Origin of the sequence: Azomonas agilis (assembly GCF_007830255.1) — a bacterium.
Classification (GTDB): domain Bacteria; phylum Pseudomonadota; class Gammaproteobacteria; order Pseudomonadales; family Pseudomonadaceae; genus Azomonas; species Azomonas agilis.
On sequence record NZ_VLKG01000012.1, the window covers coordinates 47,369 to 65,487 of the forward strand.

7 protein-coding genes and 3 pseudogenes are annotated in these 18,119 nt (G+C 58.0%); 6 read left to right on the forward strand and 4 right to left on the reverse strand.

Annotation, left to right across the window (positions count from 1 at the left end; genetic code table 11):
• The 3 genes and pseudogenes from LX59_RS16200 to LX59_RS13565 all read right to left on the reverse strand — a co-directional run.
• Nucleotides 1-135 (reverse strand): annotated as a pseudogene (locus LX59_RS16200) (IS5/IS1182 family transposase); the annotation flags it as partial.
• 28 nt (nt 136-163) lie between these two features.
• Nucleotides 164-332, reverse strand: a pseudogene (locus LX59_RS16205) (transposase); the annotation flags it as partial.
• Between the two features lie 68 nt (nt 333-400).
• Nucleotides 401-763, reverse strand: coding sequence for a hypothetical protein (locus LX59_RS13565; protein WP_246118762.1), 363 nt, complete (start codon nt 761-763; stop codon nt 401-403).
• Between the two features lie 366 nt (nt 764-1,129).
• Here LX59_RS13565 and LX59_RS13570 point away from each other — a divergent pair, with 366 nt between their 5' ends.
• Both LX59_RS13570 and LX59_RS13575 read left to right on the forward strand, forming a co-directional pair.
• Nucleotides 1,130-1,555 (forward strand): antitoxin Xre/MbcA/ParS toxin-binding domain-containing protein, encoded by a 426-nt coding sequence (locus LX59_RS13570; RefSeq protein ID WP_170234383.1) that lies wholly within the window; start codon nt 1,130-1,132, stop codon nt 1,553-1,555.
• A 14-nt stretch (nt 1,556-1,569) separates the two neighbouring features.
• Nucleotides 1,570-2,034, forward strand: coding sequence for an RES family NAD+ phosphorylase (locus tag LX59_RS13575; RefSeq protein WP_170234384.1), 465 nt, complete (start codon nt 1,570-1,572; stop codon nt 2,032-2,034).
• 235 nt (nt 2,035-2,269) lie between these two features.
• Here LX59_RS13575 and LX59_RS13580 read toward each other — a convergent pair.
• Nucleotides 2,270-3,034 (reverse strand): annotated as a pseudogene (locus LX59_RS13580) (AAA family ATPase); the annotation flags it as partial.
• 355 nt (nt 3,035-3,389) lie between these two features.
• Between LX59_RS13580 and LX59_RS13585 the strand changes: the two are divergent.
• The 4 genes from LX59_RS13585 (at nt 3,390) to LX59_RS13600 (ending at nt 17,983) form a co-directional block, all read left to right on the forward strand.
• Nucleotides 3,390-3,620: an MbtH family protein gene (locus LX59_RS13585; protein WP_144572749.1), complete on the forward strand. Its 231-nt coding sequence runs from the start codon at nt 3,390-3,392 to the stop codon at nt 3,618-3,620.
• A 2-nt stretch (nt 3,621-3,622) separates the two neighbouring features.
• The gene (locus LX59_RS13590) at nt 3,623-4,363 is read left to right on the forward strand and encodes a thioesterase II family protein (protein ID WP_144572752.1); all 741 of its coding nucleotides are present in this window, start codon (nt 3,623-3,625) and stop codon (nt 4,361-4,363) included.
• A 289-nt stretch (nt 4,364-4,652) separates the two neighbouring features.
• Entirely contained in the window at nt 4,653-14,900 is a 10,248-nt protein-coding gene (locus LX59_RS13595; protein WP_144572755.1) for a non-ribosomal peptide synthetase, read from the forward strand.
• On the forward strand, nt 14,897-17,983 hold the full coding sequence (locus LX59_RS13600; RefSeq protein ID WP_144572758.1) for an amino acid adenylation domain-containing protein: 3,087 nt from the start codon (nt 14,897-14,899) through the stop codon (nt 17,981-17,983). The genes LX59_RS13595 and LX59_RS13600 overlap by 4 nt, the downstream gene beginning before the upstream one ends.
• Nucleotides 17,984-18,119: the final 136 nt, after the last annotated feature.

The window sequence follows — 18,119 nt, forward strand, 5'->3', positions numbered from 1 at the left end:
ATGCCTATAGCGGTATAAGCCTCTATTCACCCTTGAGCGGCGCTTGCGTGGAATGACAGAGCGGCCTCCCTGCTGCGGGATCTGATCTCGGAGGCATTCACTGTCATAGCCTTTGTCCGCGACAATCACTTCGGCAGGGCAGGTTGATCAGTGTAGATGGAGCTCCAGTCTCCAAAGGTATTGGGCAAATCCCTCCAACGGCAGCCGACGCGCATTCGGTAGAGCATACTTTCAACCGTCCTTCGCAGGTTGGGCTTGTGGTAAATCGCGTGCTGAAGCAGAATTTTTTCGAGCTTCGACCAAAACTCGTCGCTGAGCAGTAATCGGGGCATTGCAAATCCGCAGGGTTATGGGTGTAGGAGCCTCGATTCTGCGGGTTTGCTCTTGTTCCTCAATGCCTTTACGACAAAACGTCAACAGGCCCGAGGCTCATCACGGGGCGTTCTGACAGGCAATGGGCGATGACCTCTAAAGCATGGGCATCTTCGTAGCTGCCTGAACGAAAACGGTACTGACTCAGGCCGTAGCTGTCCCACATTTTGAAGTAATGGCTATTGTGGTAAACCTGACCATTCCTCCAGCTTGCTGCTCCAGTGTTAACGGGTATCCAACCGAGTGAACGCCGAACACCTCCTGATTTACGCCAGTTCAGGGGTGACTTTTTAAACTGCTTACAGCTTGTGACGTATTCGCAGGCGATTTCTTGCAGAGTTTGAGCATGCAGTCCCAAGTCTTTATTAGCGCCCTTGGTATAAGGGGGCATATCAAAGGCAGACAGAAAACGACCGCGCTTCCGAATGGATCAAGTGCTGAGTTCGTTTAGGTAGTTCCAGACAAAGTTCAGGCTGCGAGCCATCTGTTGCAGGAGCATAGCGTGTTTATCTTGAACCCGAACCTTAAGGCTCTTGGTCTGCTTCATGGGGCAATGCTAACTGAATTAAGGCCACTTTAGGGAGGCTACACCGCCCGCGCTATCCATCCCTGCACTAGAAGTACGGGGTTTTTCGCGCAAAATTGATCAGTAAATCCGCTAAAATAGTACAAATTACTTAATTAAATAGTTATTTTGACTAATCCTGCCTTCAAGTATATGATTCAACGGATGAAACTACTTGTACGGAGACACCCAATGAGTACCTTGAGACCATCGGATCAACTCAGTTCAATCGTTCCTGAGTTCGATATCAGGACTCCAGTTGGATACTTAAAAGCACTACGTTCTGGTGTGACAGGAACTGCTTTAAAGGCAGCGGTAGCTACGATCAATGATCGGGAACTGTTCAGTCGGGTTACAGGAAAAGATGCCACCAATTTCAGCAAGCTTTTCAGGCTAAAGGTTTTACCTGGATTTATTGCAGACAGTATGTTGGATACCGTCCGCGTTTATATGTTAGCCGCTGATATTTTTGGGTCACTAGAGTTGGCGAGAGATTGGATGAACACTCCTATTCCTGCTTTGGGTGGTGAAATTCCAGCTTCATTGCTAGACAGTAACGCGGGGAGAGAAATGGTGAGAGTTGCATTGCGCAAGATTCAATTTGGTGAATTTAGCTGATGCGGCTTTTTAGGGTGACCCATAAAAATTTCGCTGGGGTATTCAACGGACGAGGTGCCAGTTTCGAAGACGGTGCTCGATGGAATAGCAGCGGCCATCCTGTTATCTACTTTGCCCTAGATATGGCAACGGCATTAGTTGAGGCAGCAAACTATCTGCCCTCACCTAGGCTTGTGCCTGCTGCATTCTGTAAAGCGATCTATGAAGTTAAAGATCCATCGATCACTATTTTGGACTTGAAGTCTCTCCCAGAAGACTGGCAAAGCTTCCCGTACCCTGTAAGTACACAGGAAATTGGAGATCGTTTTTTAGATGGTGGCGAGACCTTACTTTTACTCGTACCGAGTGTGGCGCTGAGTATCGGTGGGGGGCACGTTATTGCTGTTGCCAATCCGAACCATCCAGAAATAGCCACAATAACATTGCTCGAAACAGAGCAGCCAGTTTATGCAGAAAGAATGTTCAAGGGAATTTATTAAGAAAACTATATTTAGTTAGGCTGTTTTTACTACCTTCCGTAACCTCCCCCTAAAATTAGGTGGGTAGTCCCAAAGTATCATGGTGCAAGATTCAGCTACACGTTGGCTATGGACGTATAACCATGAACGGTTAAGTATAGCGCTGGGTGGTATCACCCCTATGCAAACTTGGCTTTAACCACGCAATTCTATTTTTGGTGACCGCTAAAAGCGGGGAGATTCAGGGCACCTGCATCAGCTCACCCTCATCCAAGGAATACACCAGTACATCCCTGCATTCACTGATCACCAAAGGGGAATGGGTGGTCAGTACAAACTGGCAATTGGGAAAGGTCTGGCTCAGGCAGCTGGATGCTGCTGCGTTGCCAACTGGGATGCAGGTGCATGTCCACCTCATCAATCAACACAATGCCATCGCCTTCCAATGGGTTTTCCAGTGCAGGATTCATCATGGCTAAACGTCGGGCAATATCGCCGACCAATGCCATGAGGGATTTCTCGCCTTGGGACAGTTGCAGCACATTCAGCGTTTGCCCATCCTTCTTAATCGACATATGCAGACGGGGTTTGCGCTTAACACGGAGTTCAGTAAAGCCGGGCATGAAATTACTGATGGCCGTTCGAACCGCCGTCAATTGACGATCGCGGGAGGAAGCTTCAAGGTTGGACAGCTTTGACCATAACTCATGTTGGACGCCCAACATCTCTTGCAGCTTTTCCAGCACTGGTCATCGAATACGGCTATGTCGATCTTTGCCGAAGCGGAGCTGTTTAAAATCACGCCCTCTGGTATCGGGCTGCCACTGCCTTTATCACTGTGTAGCCTCGACACAAACCAGCTTAAACTGGTGGCAATTGCTTTAAGAATCGAGGTTTTACCGGCCCCGTTGTTGCCAATAAAGACCGTGACATTACCCGGCGCGTCTTGTGTGGGGGCAAGTGCTGCTTCGAGCTCTGTAAAACGCCCAAGATTACTGAGGCAGAATGATTTAATTTCCATGGATTACAACCTGAAGCCAGTAAGAGCCGGGCAATGACGGAGCACTCGAGCAAAATCCTGTACCTGATGGCGCAGAACATCCAGCTTTTGCCCTTGGGCCAACCAACACAGCAAGCGAAAGGCCTCAATGGCGTTGCTTTTGCCCGCAAAAGTGACTCGCCTGGGAGGGCGAAACGGAAGCGATCAGCAGAACTCGATAAGCAACCTGAGCACCGAAGGTAACCAAGCACTCACACCAACTTGCCAGTCCAGTATCACGCAATCATCCCCCACAAAAACACGCCCCACTAATTTTCCCCCCTCTCCACCCGTCTTGAAACTGACCGCCCATACGGGCCTCTTCATGGAGAACAACATGACTTCGGTATTCGATCGCGACGACATCATCTTTCAGGTAGTGGTCAACCACGAGGAGCAATACTCGATCTGGCCGGACTACAAGGAAATCCCCGCCGGTTGGCGCGCCGCCGGCAAGAGTGGCTTCAAGAAGGAATGCCTGGAATACATCGAAGAGGTGTGGACCGACATGCGCCCCTTGAGCCTGCGCAAGAAGATGGACGAAATGGCCAGCGCGTCCACGAACTGAGCGTGGGCGTCGTGAATCTCTATTGCCTGCCTTACTCCGGCGCCAGCGCCATGGTCTACAGCCGCTGGCGGCGCAAGCTGCCGGACTGGTTGACAGTGCGACCGGTCGAGCTACCGGGGCGGGGTTCCCGTCTCGATGAGTCGCTGCAAACCGACCTGTGCGCCCTGGCCCGGCAACTGGCGAAAGAACTGAGGCCGGAGCTGCGTCGCCCCTACGCCATCTTCGGCCATAGCCTGGGTGCCTTGCTGGCTTTCGAGCTGACGCATGCGCTGCGCGAGCTGGCTTGTGCGCCGCCGCTGATGCTGTTCGCCTCCGGCACGGCGGCGCCGACGCGGCGCGAGGACTACGAGAAGGGCTATGCGCAGGCCAAGAGCGATGCCGAGCTGATCACCGAGCTGCGTGAGTTGCAGGGCACTTCGGAAGAGGTGCTGGCCAACCATGAGCTAATGACCCTGACCCTACCCATCCTGCGCGCCGACTTCCTGATGTGCGGCCGCTACCGCTACCAGCAGCGATCACGCTTGGATCTGCCGATCCGTGTTTTAGGGGGGACTGAGGATCGAAGCAGCCTGGAGCAGTTGCGGGCTTGGGGTGAGGAAACTGCCTCGGACTTTTCGCTGGACATGTTCGAGGGTGGGCATTTCTTCATCCATGAGCATGAGCGGCAGGTGCTGGAAACCATTGGCGACGGCTTGTCTACCCATTGGGATCGCACTCGGGCCTGTGTTGCCACTCACTACTGAATACCGCATCCAATTACCCCGTTAGCCCCGGCTCAATGGCGTGGCAACGGGGCTAGCCAGCGCTCAGGGCTACCTTCGGTCGATGTCCATTTGATCTTGTGGTGCTTAGCTGTTCTTGCCATACCGAGCGAAATTCACCTCAACCTCATAGGCCGCCAGGTGCAAGGGCGTTGGGTTAGGTGTGCCTGACATACTGGGCCAAATCTCGGCTAATTCCTGCCGTTATTCGTTCGTATTGCTGAGTATGACGCGAACCGGCTTCACGCCGCACGAATACGGATGACACGAGATGAATGCACAACAGTCCCTGATGCTGGCCCGCCGTTTTATCGAGCTGCCGCTGGAAAAACGCAGGCTGTTTCTCGAAGGCCTGCGCGAGGAGGGGGTCGAGTTCTCCCTGCTGCCGATTCCGGCCGGTGTCGCCGCCGAGGATCGTGACGCACCGTCCTACGCCCAGCGCCGCATGTGGTTCCTCTGGCAACTGGAGCCGCAGAGCGGTGCCTACAACCTGCCGTGCGCGGTACGCCTGCACGGGGCGCTGGACGAGGCCACGCTGCAGCGCGCCTTCGCCGACCTGGTGGCGCGCCATGAAACCCTGCGCACGGTATTCCGCCAGCGTGCCGACGACAGCCTGTACCTGGCGCCACTGGCGGACGCGCCACTGATCGAGCACGAGGATCTGAGCGCACTGGAGGTGGCTGCGCGCGAGGTGCGTGTGCGTGAGGAGGCCGAGTGCCAGTCCTGGCTGCCCTTCGATCTGGAGCACGGGCCGCTGCTGCGCATTCGCCTGTTGCGCCTAGCCGATGACGAGCACGTACTGCTGCTGACCTTGCACCACATCGTCGCCGATGGCTGGTCGATGAACCTGTTGATCGACGAGCTGGCGCGCCTCTACGACGGCCATGCCCTGGGCGCGGCGGTGGAGTTGCCGGCGCTGCCGATCCAGTACGCCGACTACGCCCTCTGGCAGCGCCGCTGGCTGGAGGCCGGCGAGCAGACGCGGCAACTGGACTACTGGCGCGTACACCTGGGCGATGATCACACCCCGCTGGCACTGCCGGCCGACCGCCCACGCCCGGCTGTGGCCAGCCATCGCGGCACACGCCATGAGTTCGCCGTCGATGCCGAGCTAGCCGAGGGCCTGCGTGGCCTGGCCCGGGCGCAGGGCATCAGCCTGTTCATGCTGTTGCTGGGCAGCTTCGGCATCCTCCTGCAACGCTACAGCGGGCAGGCGGACATCCGCGTCGGCGTGCCCATCGCCAACCGCACTCGCAGCGAAACCGAAGGGCTGATCGGCTTCTTCGTCAACACCCAGGTGCTGCGCCTGCGTCTGGATCAGCAGCTCGGAATGGATGCCTACCTGCAGCGCATCCGCGAGATCACTCTGGGCGCGCAGGATCATCAGGAACTGCCCTTCGAGCGCCTGGTCGAGACTTTCGACCTGGCGCGCAGCCTCAGCCACAACCCGTTGTTCCAGGTGATGTACAACCACCAGCCGCAGGTGGCCGATATCAGCGCGCTGCAAACCGCAGCCGGGCTCACCTTCAGCCAGATCGACTGGCGCAGCCGCACCACCCAGTTCGACCTGACCCTGGATACCTACGAGCGCGGCGGCAAGCTGCACGCGGCGCTGACCTACGCCGAGGATCTGTTCGATGCCGCCAGCATCGAGCGTATGGCGCACCACCTGGGCAACCTATGGCGGGCCATGGTCGCGCAGCCCGCGCGCAGCCTCGCCGACCTGCCGATGCTTGACGACGGCGAGCGCCATCTGCTGGTCGAGGGCTGGAACGCCACCACCAGCGACTACCCGCTGCAACGCGGCGTGCACCAGTTGTTCGAGGAACAGGCTGCACGCACACCGACGGCGCCGGCCTTGGCCTTCGGTGAGCAACGCCTGGATTACGCCGCGCTGAACCGTCAGGCCAACCGCCTGGCCCATGCCCTGATCGAGCGTGGCGTCAGCCCGGATAGCCTGGTCGGCGTGGCCATGGAGCGTTCCGTGGAGATGGTCGTCGCCCTGCTGGCCATCCTCAAGGCCGGCGGTGCCTACGTGCCGGTTGATCCCGAGTACCCCATCGAGCGCCAGGCCTATATGCTCGAAGACAGCGGCGTGAAGCTGCTGCTGAGCCAGTCGCACCTGCAACTGCCGCTGGCCGAGGGCGTGCAGCGTATCGACTTGGATCAGGCCGGCGACTGGCTGCGCGGCTATGGCGAAGACAATCCGGGTATCGAACTGGATGGCGAAAACCTCGCCTACGTCATCTACACCTCCGGTTCCACCGGCAAGCCCAAAGGCGCCGGCAACCGCCACTCGGCACTGACCAACCGCCTGTGCTGGATGCAGCAGGCCTACGCGCTGGGCGCTGGCGACACGGTGTTGCAGAAGACGCCGTTCAGCTTCGACGTCTCGGTCTGGGAGTTCTTCTGGCCGCTGATGACCGGTGCGCGCCTGGTGGTGGCCGCACCGGGCGATCATCGCGACCCGGCGAAACTGGTGGAAACCATCAACCGCGAAAGCGTCACCACGCTGCACTTCGTGCCGTCGATGCTGCAGGCCTTCCTGCAGGACGAAAACGTCGCCTCCTGCAGCAGCCTGCAACGCATCGTCTGCAGTGGTGAGGCGCTGCCAACCGACGCCCAGCAGCAGGTGTTCGCCAGGCTGCCGCAGGCGGCGCTGTACAACCTCTACGGCCCCACCGAAGCGGCCATCGACGTCACCCACTGGACCTGCGTGGAAGAGGGCAAGGACGCGGTGCCGATCGGCAAACCGATTGCCAACCTGGCCTGCTACATCCTCGACGGCAACCTTGAGCCAGTGCCGGTGGGTGTGCTGGGCGAGCTGTACCTGGCCGGCCAGGGCCTGGCCCGTGGTTATCACCAACGTCCGGCGCTGACCGCCGAACGCTTCGTCGCCAGCCCGTTCGTCGCCGGCGAGCGCCTGTACCGCAGCGGCGACCTGGCCCGTTATCGGGCTGACGGGGTGATCGAATACGCCGGGCGTATCGACCATCAGGTCAAGCTGCATGGCTTGCGTATCGAGCTGGGCGAGATCGAGGCGCGTCTGCTGGAGCATCCGCAGGTGCGTGAAGCGGCGGTGCTGGCGGTGGATGGCAAGCAACTGGTCGGCTATGTGGTGCTGGCCGAGGAAAGCCAAGGCTGGCGCGAAACCCTGGCCACGCACCTGGCGGTCAATCTGCCGGAATACATGGTGCCGACGCAGTGGCTGGCACTTGAGCGGATGCCGCTGAGTGCCAACGGCAAACTGGAGCGCAAGGCGCTGCCACGGCCCGACGCCAGCATGGCGCAGCACGAATACGTGGCGCCGCAGAACGAAATCGAGCAGCGCCTCGCGGCGATCTGGCAAGACGTGCTGGGCCGCGAGCGCATCGGCCGCGACGACAACTTCTTCGAGCTGGGTGGCGACTCCATCGTCTCCATCCAGGTGGTCAGCCGGGCGCGCCAGGCCGGTATCCGCTTCACCCCCAAGGATCTGTTCCGTTACCAGACGGTGCGCAGCCTGGCGGCGGTGGCTAAGGTTGGTAATGAAAGTCACATCGCCCAAGGGCCGGTGGTAGGTGAGGTGGTGTTAACTCCGATACAGCGCTGGTTTTTTGACTTGCCGATGTCCAGACGGAGTCACTGGAATCAGTCGCTGTTGCTTGATGCACAGCAGCCAATAGTGCCAGAGATACTGGAAAAGGCTGTGCAATCAGTGGTGAGGCACCATGACGCTCTGCGGCTGCGTTTTGTGTCAGAAAGGGGTGAGTGGCGTCAGTGGTATGCCGATGTGGCCGCCGAGCAGAACCTGCTCTGGCACGGGCCTGATAGCACAGCTTTCTACGATGAGGTACAGCGCAGCTTGGATCTTGCCCAAGGCCCACTGCTACGAGCCGCGCTTTTACAACGCCCAGAAGGTGGCCAGCGTTTATTGCTGGCTATCCATCACGGAGTGGTGGACGGCGTATCTTGGCGAATTCTGCTCGAAGATTTGCAGGTAGCTTATCAAAGCCTAGCAACCGGCCAAGTTCCCCTATTGCCCGCTAAGACTAGCTCCTATCAAGCTTGGGCGGCGCGTTTGGAGAAGTACGCCCAAGTCGAGCAGCGTCAGTTTGAACTAAGCGACTGGCTGTCCCGCCTAGAGGGCTCCGTGCAGGAGCTACCGCGTGATAATCCACAGGGTGGTTTGCTGAACAGGCATGGCGCAGCGCTGGAAACTCGTCTGGATGCCGAGCATACCGAGCGCCTGCTCAAAGATGCGCCTGCTGCCTACCGTACTCAAGTCAATGACCTGTTACTGAGCGCCTTGGCACGAGTACTGTGTCGTTGGAGCGGCCATGAATCGGTGCTGGTACAGATGGAAGGGCATGGCCGCGAAGACCTGTTCGAAGGCATCGACCTGACTCGAACCCTGGGCTGGTTTACCAGCCTCTATCCGGTGAAATTGACTCCAGCCAATGACCTCACCGCCTCACTTAAGGCCGTAAAAGAGCAATTGCGGGGCGTACCTAATAAGGGCTTGGGCTATGGCGTATTGCGTTATCTCGGTACACCTAAAACGCAACAGCTCCTAGCAGGATTGCCGCAACCGCGTGTCACCTTTAACTATCTGGGCCAGTTCGACAGCCAGTTCGACGAAAAAGCGCTGTTCGTTCCGGCAGGCCAAGGGGGTGGTAAGGCGCAAGCCGATGATGCGCCGCTGGCCAACTGGTTGACGGTAGAGGGTCGGGTGTATGGCGGTGAGTTGTCCTTGCGGTGGGGATACAGCTCAGAGATGTATCGGCGAGAAACCATCCAACAACTGGCTGATGGGCTGCTGACTGAGCTGTATGCCGTCATTGAGCACTGCACGAGTACGGATACTTTTGCTGTTACGCCTTCCGACTTCCCGTTAGCGATATTGACCCAAGCGCAACTAGACGCTCTGCCGGTTTCTGCCCAAAACATTGAAGACCTCTACCCTCTGTCACCGATGCAGCAGGGGATGTTGTTCCATACCCTTTATGGACAAGAAGGAGGCAGTGGCGACTATATCAACCAAATGCGAGTCGATATAGATGGGTTGGATGTACAGCGTTTCCGGGCCGCTTGGGAATCGACGGTCGCCAACCACGATATCTTGCGTACTGGCTTTGTTTGGCAGGGACTTGAAATCCCGGTTCAGATGGTGCGCCAGCCTGTGGAGGTACCGTTCGCCATCCATGACTGGCGCGGCCAACCTCTACAGGCTCAGGCGCTGGATACTCTGGCCGAGGCTGAGCGCGGCCAGCGTTTCGAGTTATCCCAAGCACCCTTGCTGCGTCTGGTACTCGTGCGTACGGATGAGCAGCGCTATCACCTGATCTATACCCACCACCATATCCTGATGGACGGCTGGAGCAACGCGCAACTGTTGGGCGAAGTGTTGCAACGCTACGCAGGGCAGACACCCCAAGCTCCCGTGGGCCGCTATCGTGACTACATCGCTTGGCTACAGAGTCAGGATAAGGCAGCCAGCGAGACGTTTTGGCGGGCGCAATTGGCCGAGCTGGACGAGCCGACGCGCCTAGCCCAAGCCATCAGGGCCGAGCGGCGCGAGGGCGAAGGTCACGGCGAACACCTGCAGGTGCTGGATACTGAACAGACGCACCGACTAGGCGAGTTTGCACGGTCGCAGAAAGTAACACTGAATACCCTAGTGCAGGCCGCGTGGTTGCTGTTGCTGCAACGCTACACCGGGCAAGAAAGGGTGGCGTTTGGTGCCACAGTAGCCGGCCGTCCGGCACATCTACCGGGCATTGAGCAACAGGTCGGCCTGTTCATCAACACATTACCGATAATCGCCACACCGCGCCCAGACATTCGGCTGGGGGATTGGTTGCAAGCGGTGCAGAGCCAGAATTTGGTACTGCGCGAGCACGAGTATACGCCGCTGTTCGAAATTCAACGCTGGGCGGGGCTCGGGGGCGCAGCGCTGTTCGACAGCATTATTGTGTTTGAGAACTACCCGGTCGCGGAGGTTTTTCAGCAAAGAAGTAGGCCGAGTGGATTAAAGTTCGGCAGAGTAGTGAGTCATGAGCAGACCAACTATCCGCTGACTTTAGTAGTCGGACTCGGGGATGTTTTGTCGATCCACTATAAATATGACCGAGCTTACTGGAGCCATGAGGCAGTTCAAAGGCTTGCTCAACATTTCGGTAATGTATTCGAGGCCTTCATTCGTAAGGGACAGTCAACTGCTCTGGGTGAGTTAAGTTTGATCTCAGGGGCGCAGCGACTGTTAGCCCTTAAGCAATGGCCCAATAACCAGGGTGATACAGCCTATGTAGCGGTGCATCGGTTAATTGAACAACGGGCGGCATCTACCCCAAGGGCTCCCGCAGTGCTTTCCCAAGAGGGCCGCCTTGACTATGGCGAACTTAACAGTTTGGCTAACGCTTGGGCGCAGAGACTCATTGATCAGGGCGCAGGCCCTGACACCCTGGTAGGCTTGTGCAGCGAGCGCGGTTTGCTAATGGTCGTCGGCTTGCTGGCAATCCTCAAAGCCGGGGCTGGCTACGTACCGCTGGATCCGCAATACCCGCGCCAACGCTTGCAGGATATTCTTGACGACAGTGGGGTGAGGCTGGTCTTAGGTACCTGTACAGCGGCTCAGTCACTGGATCTGGCGGGTGTGACCCAGTGGCTGTGGCTGGATCAGCCCTTAGCACCAGTGGCGGACAACCCCACACTGCGGGCCACCGCCGATAACTTGTTAGCCTTGATCTACACCTCAGGCTCTACAGGCCGGCCCAAGGGCGTGGCCTTAACTCAGGGGACCATCGCGGCCCACATCCGCACCATGGCCGAGCAGTATCAGGTCACGGCGCACGATCGCTTTGTACACTTTGCCTCGATCAACTTCGACTGGGGCACCGAACAGTGGTTGCTGCCTCTGAGCCAAGGTGCCTGCTGCATTCTGCGCGGCGACGAGATATGGACAGCCGCTCAAGCTTTTGAGGTCATTGAGCGTGAACGCGCCAGTGTTGTCTACTTTCCCACCCAATACGCCTGTCAGCTTGCTGAGTGGGCACGCCAAGAGGGTCGGTGGTTATCATCGGTACGCTGCCTGAATGTAGCGGGTGAAGCACTGCCACGGGAGGGCTTTGAGCAGCTTCAGGCCTATGTGCGGCCGCAACGCATCGTTAACGGTTATGGCCCGACCGAGACCGTGATCACGCCACTGTTGTGGCAGGCTAATGGAAACACGCACATCAATACCAACTATGCGCCCATCGGAACCCCAGTGCCGGGGCGCACTGCCTACCTGCTCGATTCAGCCCTACAGCTACTGGATGCTGGTAGTGCCGGCGAGTTGTACATCGGCGGCCCCTGCTTGGCTCGTGGCTACTTTGGTCAGGCGGCGTTGACTGCCGAACGTTTCGTCCCCGATCCGTTCGATCCAGTCGGTGGCGGGCGTTTGTACCGTAGTGGGGATCTGGTACGTCAGCAGGTCAATGGTGAGCTGGAATTCCTCGGTCGCCTCGATCATCAGGTGAAGATTCGCGGTTTCCGCGTTGAGCCCGGTGAAGTCGAAGCTTGTCTACGGGCTCGGCCGGATGTAAGCGAGGCCGTGGTAATGCCGCGTGGGCAAGGAGCCGATCTACACCTAGCGGCTTGGTTGGTTCCGGCTCAGGGCTTTGAGGCGGATGCTGGATTAGGTCAACACATCCTTGACGACTTGCGCGCCCGCCTACCGCCCTACATGGTACCGGCGCGTTTGCAATTACTTGACCGCTTGCCGCTAAACCCCAATGGCAAGGTCGATCGTAAGGCCCTGCCCGTGATTGAGGCTGACACAGCAGTGGCTTTCAGTGCGCCGCAGGATGCCCTCGAACATCAGGTTGCTCGGATTTGGGCTAATGTACTTGGTGTGGCTGAAGTCGGGCGTCTTGAGCATTTCTTCGAGATGGGCGGTCACTCGCTATTGGCTACCCAAGTAGTGGCGCGGCTCAATGGTGACGGCCATACCGGTATTGGCGTACGTGATTTGTTTAATCACCCACGCCTATGCGATTTTGCAGCGCGTCTACGTCAGGTGCAGCCAGTAACCGATAACGGGCCGCAACTGCGTGCCTTGGGCGACAAGTCTAGTGCCCCACTGTCGCTAGCTCAGCGCCGGCTGTGGATCGCGGAACAATTTTCCCAAGGCAGTGGTGCCTACGGTATGCCACTGGCCCTGCGCTTGGATGGCCCCTTGCGGGCTGAATGTTTGCATCAAGCGCTACAAATGTTGGGGCAGCGCCACGAGGTACTGCGCAGCGCCGTGGACTGCGATGACGAGGGTGAGCCGCTGCTGCTAATCCAAACATCAGTAGACATCAACCTACCGTTTGAGGATCTAAGAGCCTTGGATGCCGCCGAGCAGCAGTTGCGCGTGCTTGAAGCGCAACTGGGCAACCTACACCAGCCGATTGCCTTGGATCAGGCACCGATGTTGCGTGCACGCCTACTGCGTCTATCGGGCGAAGCCCATGTACTGTTGCTGAATGTGCATCACATCATCTCTGACGGTTGGTCGATGGCGCTGATGGTCAACGAACTGATCGCCAGCTACAGCGCCCTAGTTCATGGCCAAGTGCCCAAGCTGGAATCATTGGCGGTGCAGTACTCTGACTATGCCATCTGGCAAGTCGAGCGCGAGCGGGCTGGGCTACTACAGGCTTCAGCGCAATGGTGGCGGATAGCCTTGCACGGTAGTAGCGGGCGGCTGGCGTTACCCACCGACCAACCGCGTCCGGCTCAAGCTTCTCAAGCCGGTGAGAACCTTACATTTGATCTCCCCCAAGCTACGGTCAAGGCGGTGCGCGAGTGTTCTGTGCAATGGGGCGTGACACCTTACATGTTGCTGTTGGCTGCGTTTCAGTTACTGATGCACCGCGTCAGTGGCCAGCAAGACCTGTTACTCGGTGCTGACGTTGCCGGTCGCGAGCATCCTGATTTGGAGGCGCTGATTGGCTTCTTTGTCAATGTTCTGCCGTTACGTTCGCAGCTAGACGAGCAACTGGACTTCGCCGCTTGGGTGGCACGCACCCGCACCACCGTACTTGATGCCAGTGAACACCAAGCGCTGCCCTTCGACCTGATCGTTGAGGCTGTCGGGGCATCGCGCCATCTAGGTATGAACCCATTGGTACAGGTGCTGTTCGTGATGAACGACATGCCCGTAGCGCCCACAGACTTGGGCGGCTTACAGGTGCAAGTGCTGCCCCAAGCGGGGGGTTATTCGAAATTCGACATGGCGCTGTTCATTGATCCGGTCGCGGACGGCTGGCGTGTCACTTGGCAATACGCCACAGAGCTGTTCAAGGCCGAACGCATACAGGCGCTGCTGCGTGGTTGGCTGGACATCCTAGACCAAGTGGTGGGCAACCCACACATTCAACTGAGAGAGATCACTATGTCGGTTCATAGCGAAATTGTAGCGGCACCTGCCGCTGTCGGCGGGCAACCTAAGAAGGACAAGTTGGCCAATTTTCTTAAACGCAGTGCCGCTGTAACGGTGGCTAAACCGGCCAATGCAGTGCGCGAGACTGCGATGGTGCCGGGGCAAGTCTTCCCACTGATGATTGAACCGGCTGATGTTGGCCTGAACCTGATCGACTGGGTGGCGGCCAATCGCGCCGATCTTGAGCGCAAGCTACTGGTGCACGGCGGCATCATCTTCCGGGGTTTTGGGCTTAAGACTCCGCAGGATTTTGAGGCTTTTGCTGAGGCGGTGCAGCCGGGGTTATACGGTCAGTATGGCGACTTGCCGAAGAAGGAGGGCGGTAAGAACACCTACCGCTCCACGCCGTATCCAGAGCAGAAGATGATCCTATTCCACAACGAGGGTGCCCACCAAGATCGCTGGCCGCGTAAACAACTATTCTTCTGCGAGTTGCCGTCGCCGATTGGTGGCACCACCCCAGTGGTCGATTGCCGGATGATGTACCAACGCCTGCCCGACGCGCTACGTCAGCGCCTTGAGGAGAAGGGCTTGCTGTACGTGCGCACCTTTACCGACAAGCTGGACGTATCTTGGCAACATTTTTTCAAGACTGAGTCGCGCGCTGAGGTTGAGTACCGTTGCCAAGTGGCTGGAATTCAGTGGCGTTGGTTGGATAACGATGAGCTACAGATCCGCACAAGGTGTCCCGCGGTGATTGAGCACCCGATCACTGGCCAAAAGAGCTTCTTCAACCAAGTGCAGCTACACCATGTGTACTGCCTAGATGCCGACGTGCGCGAAGACTTGCTAGCGCTCTACGGTTTGCAGCGTATGCCGCGCCATGTGTACTACGGTGATGGTAGCCCAATCGAAGATGCTGATATGGCCTTGATTGGCGAACTGTACGAGGCTTGTGCCGTGCGTTTTGACTGGCAGATCGGTGATGTGGTTTTGGTCGACAACATGCTTACCGCCCACGCCCGCGATCCATTTCAAGGGCCGCGTAAGATCGTCGTTGCTATGGGCGACATGATGGAGCGCGCGGATCTCGAAGCCTTCACCTTAAACCGCACAGGAGTGCAAGCATGAGCATAACCTTCGAATCAAGCGGCCTGCCCTTGTTGCCAATGCAGGTGCTAAGCCTGCCGGAGGCGCCAGCCCGCTGGCAGGATGTGGCACGTTTCATCACCTTGCAGCTAGATAGTATGCCGATACCTGAGCTATTGCAGGCCGCGCTACAGCAATGGCAGGCACACCATGACGCTCTGCGTGTGCGCATTGGCCAAGCGGTAGGCTATCGCGGCTTGCGCCAGTTCTTCGATGCTGAGCGGGAGGCGATTGCTGTGACGCACTTGGTGGTCGGGGATCAGTCTGGCTACCAAGCTTGGTTCGAACAGGTGGTGGATGTGCAGGCCGATACCTCAGTGGCGCTTTTGCTCTGCGAACAGGCCGAAGGCCGCTGCCAGTTGGTACTGGGCGTGCTTGCGGCGCAGGCTGATGAGGCCAGCCTGCCCCTGTTGGCGATGAGTCTCGCAGCGGCTTACCAAGGCCAGTTAGAGCAGGCTGAGCAGGGTGATTTCGAGCAATACGTGCAATGGCGTAACGAGGTACTGGTTGACGAGGACGCGGCTGTCGCGCGTGCTTACTGGACTACGCTCAATGCCACCGCAGCGAGCGCCCAAAAACTGCCTTGGCGTGTAGCGCAGAGCGGCCCGCGTAGCGAACGTGAGTGCGCTAGCACTGCACTGGATCCGGCAGTACTACAGCCTTTGGCAGGTCTTGGCTTACCGCTGGAGACGGTGTTACAGGCTGCCTGGTGGCTGCTGTTAGCACGGCTCGATGGCCAGTCGACTCAGGTACTGAACTGGTGGCATGACAGCCGCAGTGACTATGGCTACTTCGCCAATAGCGTAGGGGTCTATCAAAAACAGTTACCGCTGGTTATCAACTATCAAGCTGAGCAGCCTGTGCGTGCTTGGCTGCAAGATCTAGTTGAGCAATTGGAGCAGCACATCACTTGGCAAGAATACTTCACCCCCGACTTAACCCCAGCACTCGTACCAGCCGCCATTGGTTTCAGTTTAGCGCCTGCTCGTCCGATACTGGCGAGTGGCTGGCAGGTATTGGGCTGGCAACCACCGGTATTTGGCCCCGACCTATTGCTACAGGTTGATCCTGACCCAGTAAAGCCACAGGTGCTGCTGCATCACTGGGCCTCTCCGTATAGCCCGCTGTTGGTGCAATCACTGCTTGAACAATATCTCACACTGCTGGCGAGTATCGCCCAAGCGCCTGATGCGGCGTTGGCTAGCTTGCCGCTGGTGGGCGAGTGGCAGCGTCGTCTGGTACTTGGGCGCAATGCCGAAAGCGCACTAGTACCAGCCCGTGAGCTGTTACCCGAGCGGATTAACCGCTGGGTGCGTGAGCGGCCACAATCGCTGGCCATTGTCGAAGAAGATCGAGGTTGGAGTTGGCAGCAGCTTGACCAGTTGGCTTGTACCCTGGCTGGTTATCTACAGGCTAAAGGTGTGGATAGTGCCAGCGTGGTTGGTCTGGTTCTACCGCGTTCGGCGCACTGGCTGGCGGCAGTACTGGCATGCTGGAAGTGCGCGGCGGCCTACTTGCCCTTAGACCCGGCTTGGCCCGCCGCCCGGCGCGAGCAGGTTAGCCGTCTGGCAGGTGTGCAGGTACAAATTGATGCCAGCTTATTCGACCAACTTGGCACCCTGTCACACCCCTTTGAAGCTCGGCCACTAGCAGCCAATAACGCCGCTTACGTGTTATTCACCTCAGGCTCAACCGGCGAGCCCAAGGGCGTAGTCACTGAGCATGGTCAACTGGCCGGTTACTTGGAGGCGGTCGAGCAAGCCCTTGAGCTCTCCACCTGCAAACACTTTGCCTTCAGTGGCACGGTAGCGGCGGATCTCGGTCACACTAGTTTATTTGGTGCCTTACAGACTGGTGCCACCTTGCATGTAGCCAGCGATGCGGTAATGCAAAATCCAGCGGCTTTCGCCGCTTTTATACGAGGTGAGGGTATCGACTGCCTGAAGATCGTGCCGTCACATCTGGCAGCACTGCTTGACTCTGCTGAAGCTTATCTGCCAACAACCCTAGTCTTGGGTGGTGAGGCACCGAGCGTGCAGCTACTTGAGCGTATTGTTCAGTTGGCACCGCAGATTCAGGTGTTCAACCACTATGGCCCGACCGAAGCCACCGTTGGCGTGTTGGTTCAACCACTGCGGACTGAGGCACCCGCGCTGAACTTCGGTGAGGTTTTAGCGGGCAACCGTGTCTATCTGCTGACAGCCGAGCGCCAGTTAGCGGCGGTGGGTGAGCTGGGCGAAATCTACCTAGCAGGTCGCCAGCTGTGTCGCGGCTACCTTGGTAGCGACACCGGCGCGCCACGCTTCATTGACAACCCGCTACAACCGGGCGAGCGTCTGTACCGTACCGGCGACTTGGCTCGCTACCAGCCCGACGGCAGCATCCAGTTGCAGGGACGTCAGGATCATCAGGTGAAAATCCGAGGTTTCCGCATTGAGTTGGCTGAAGTAGAGGCCCGCCTGTTGGAGATCAAGGATATCGCCCAAGTAGCGGTAGTGACGACCGAGCCCCAACTGGGGCAGTTGGAATTACTGGCCTGCTATACCGTACAGGGTGATGCTCAGAATCTCGATGAGGCCTCGGTGCGCGCGCGCTTGGCTGAGTGTTTGCCTGCGGCTATGGTTCCGGCGTACCTGCGCCGCCTCCAGAGTTTGCCACGGCTAGCCAATGGCAAACTCGACCGCCGTGCCTTGGCACAATTACCAGAGCAGGCCGGACAAGAGGACGAGCCACAGGATGCCCTACAGACCTTGCTCGCCCAACGTATGGCACAGTTACTTGGACGTGAACGTATTGGCATCCACACTGACTTTTTTGCCGCAGGTGGCCATTCATTGCTGATCATCAAGCTAGTAGCAGGTATCCGCAAGTTGCTCAATTGCGAGGTAACACCTGCTCTGGTGTTCGAGCATCCGACCGTAGCCGGGCTAGCCAAGAGGTTGCAGGCAGGTGAGGCGATCAAGGGGCAGTTGCTCAAGATCGCCCAAGCGCGCCTGCAACTAGAGCAGATGAGCCCGGAGGAGAAAGCCGAAATGCTCGCTAGGGTGAAGAACGCCACGGTGTAAACGAGGTAGAGGGTATGGCAAGACAAGAAGGCAGCCCTTAAGGCTGCCTTCTTCATTGCGGCATGCATCAGGGCTCACAAGGTGCATCCAGCCGCAAGGTCTGTGTTAGGTCGTGCAAGACCTCCAGAACACCAAA

Bases quoted from the DNA above. Each gene is read 5' to 3' on its own strand.
- LX59_RS13585 (WP_144572749.1), top strand. From the start codon at position 3,390: ATGACTTCGGTATTCGATCGCGACGACATCATCTTTCAGGTAGTGGTC.
- LX59_RS13565 (WP_246118762.1), bottom strand. From the start codon at position 763: ATGCCCCCTTATACCAAGGGCGCTAATAAAGACTTGGGACTGCATGCT.
- LX59_RS13600 (WP_144572758.1), top strand. From the start codon at position 14,897: ATGAGCATAACCTTCGAATCAAGCGGCCTGCCCTTGTTGCCAATGCAG.
- LX59_RS13595 (WP_144572755.1), top strand. From the start codon at position 4,653: ATGAATGCACAACAGTCCCTGATGCTGGCCCGCCGTTTTATCGAGCTG.
- LX59_RS13570 (WP_170234383.1), top strand. From the start codon at position 1,130: ATGAGTACCTTGAGACCATCGGATCAACTCAGTTCAATCGTTCCTGAG.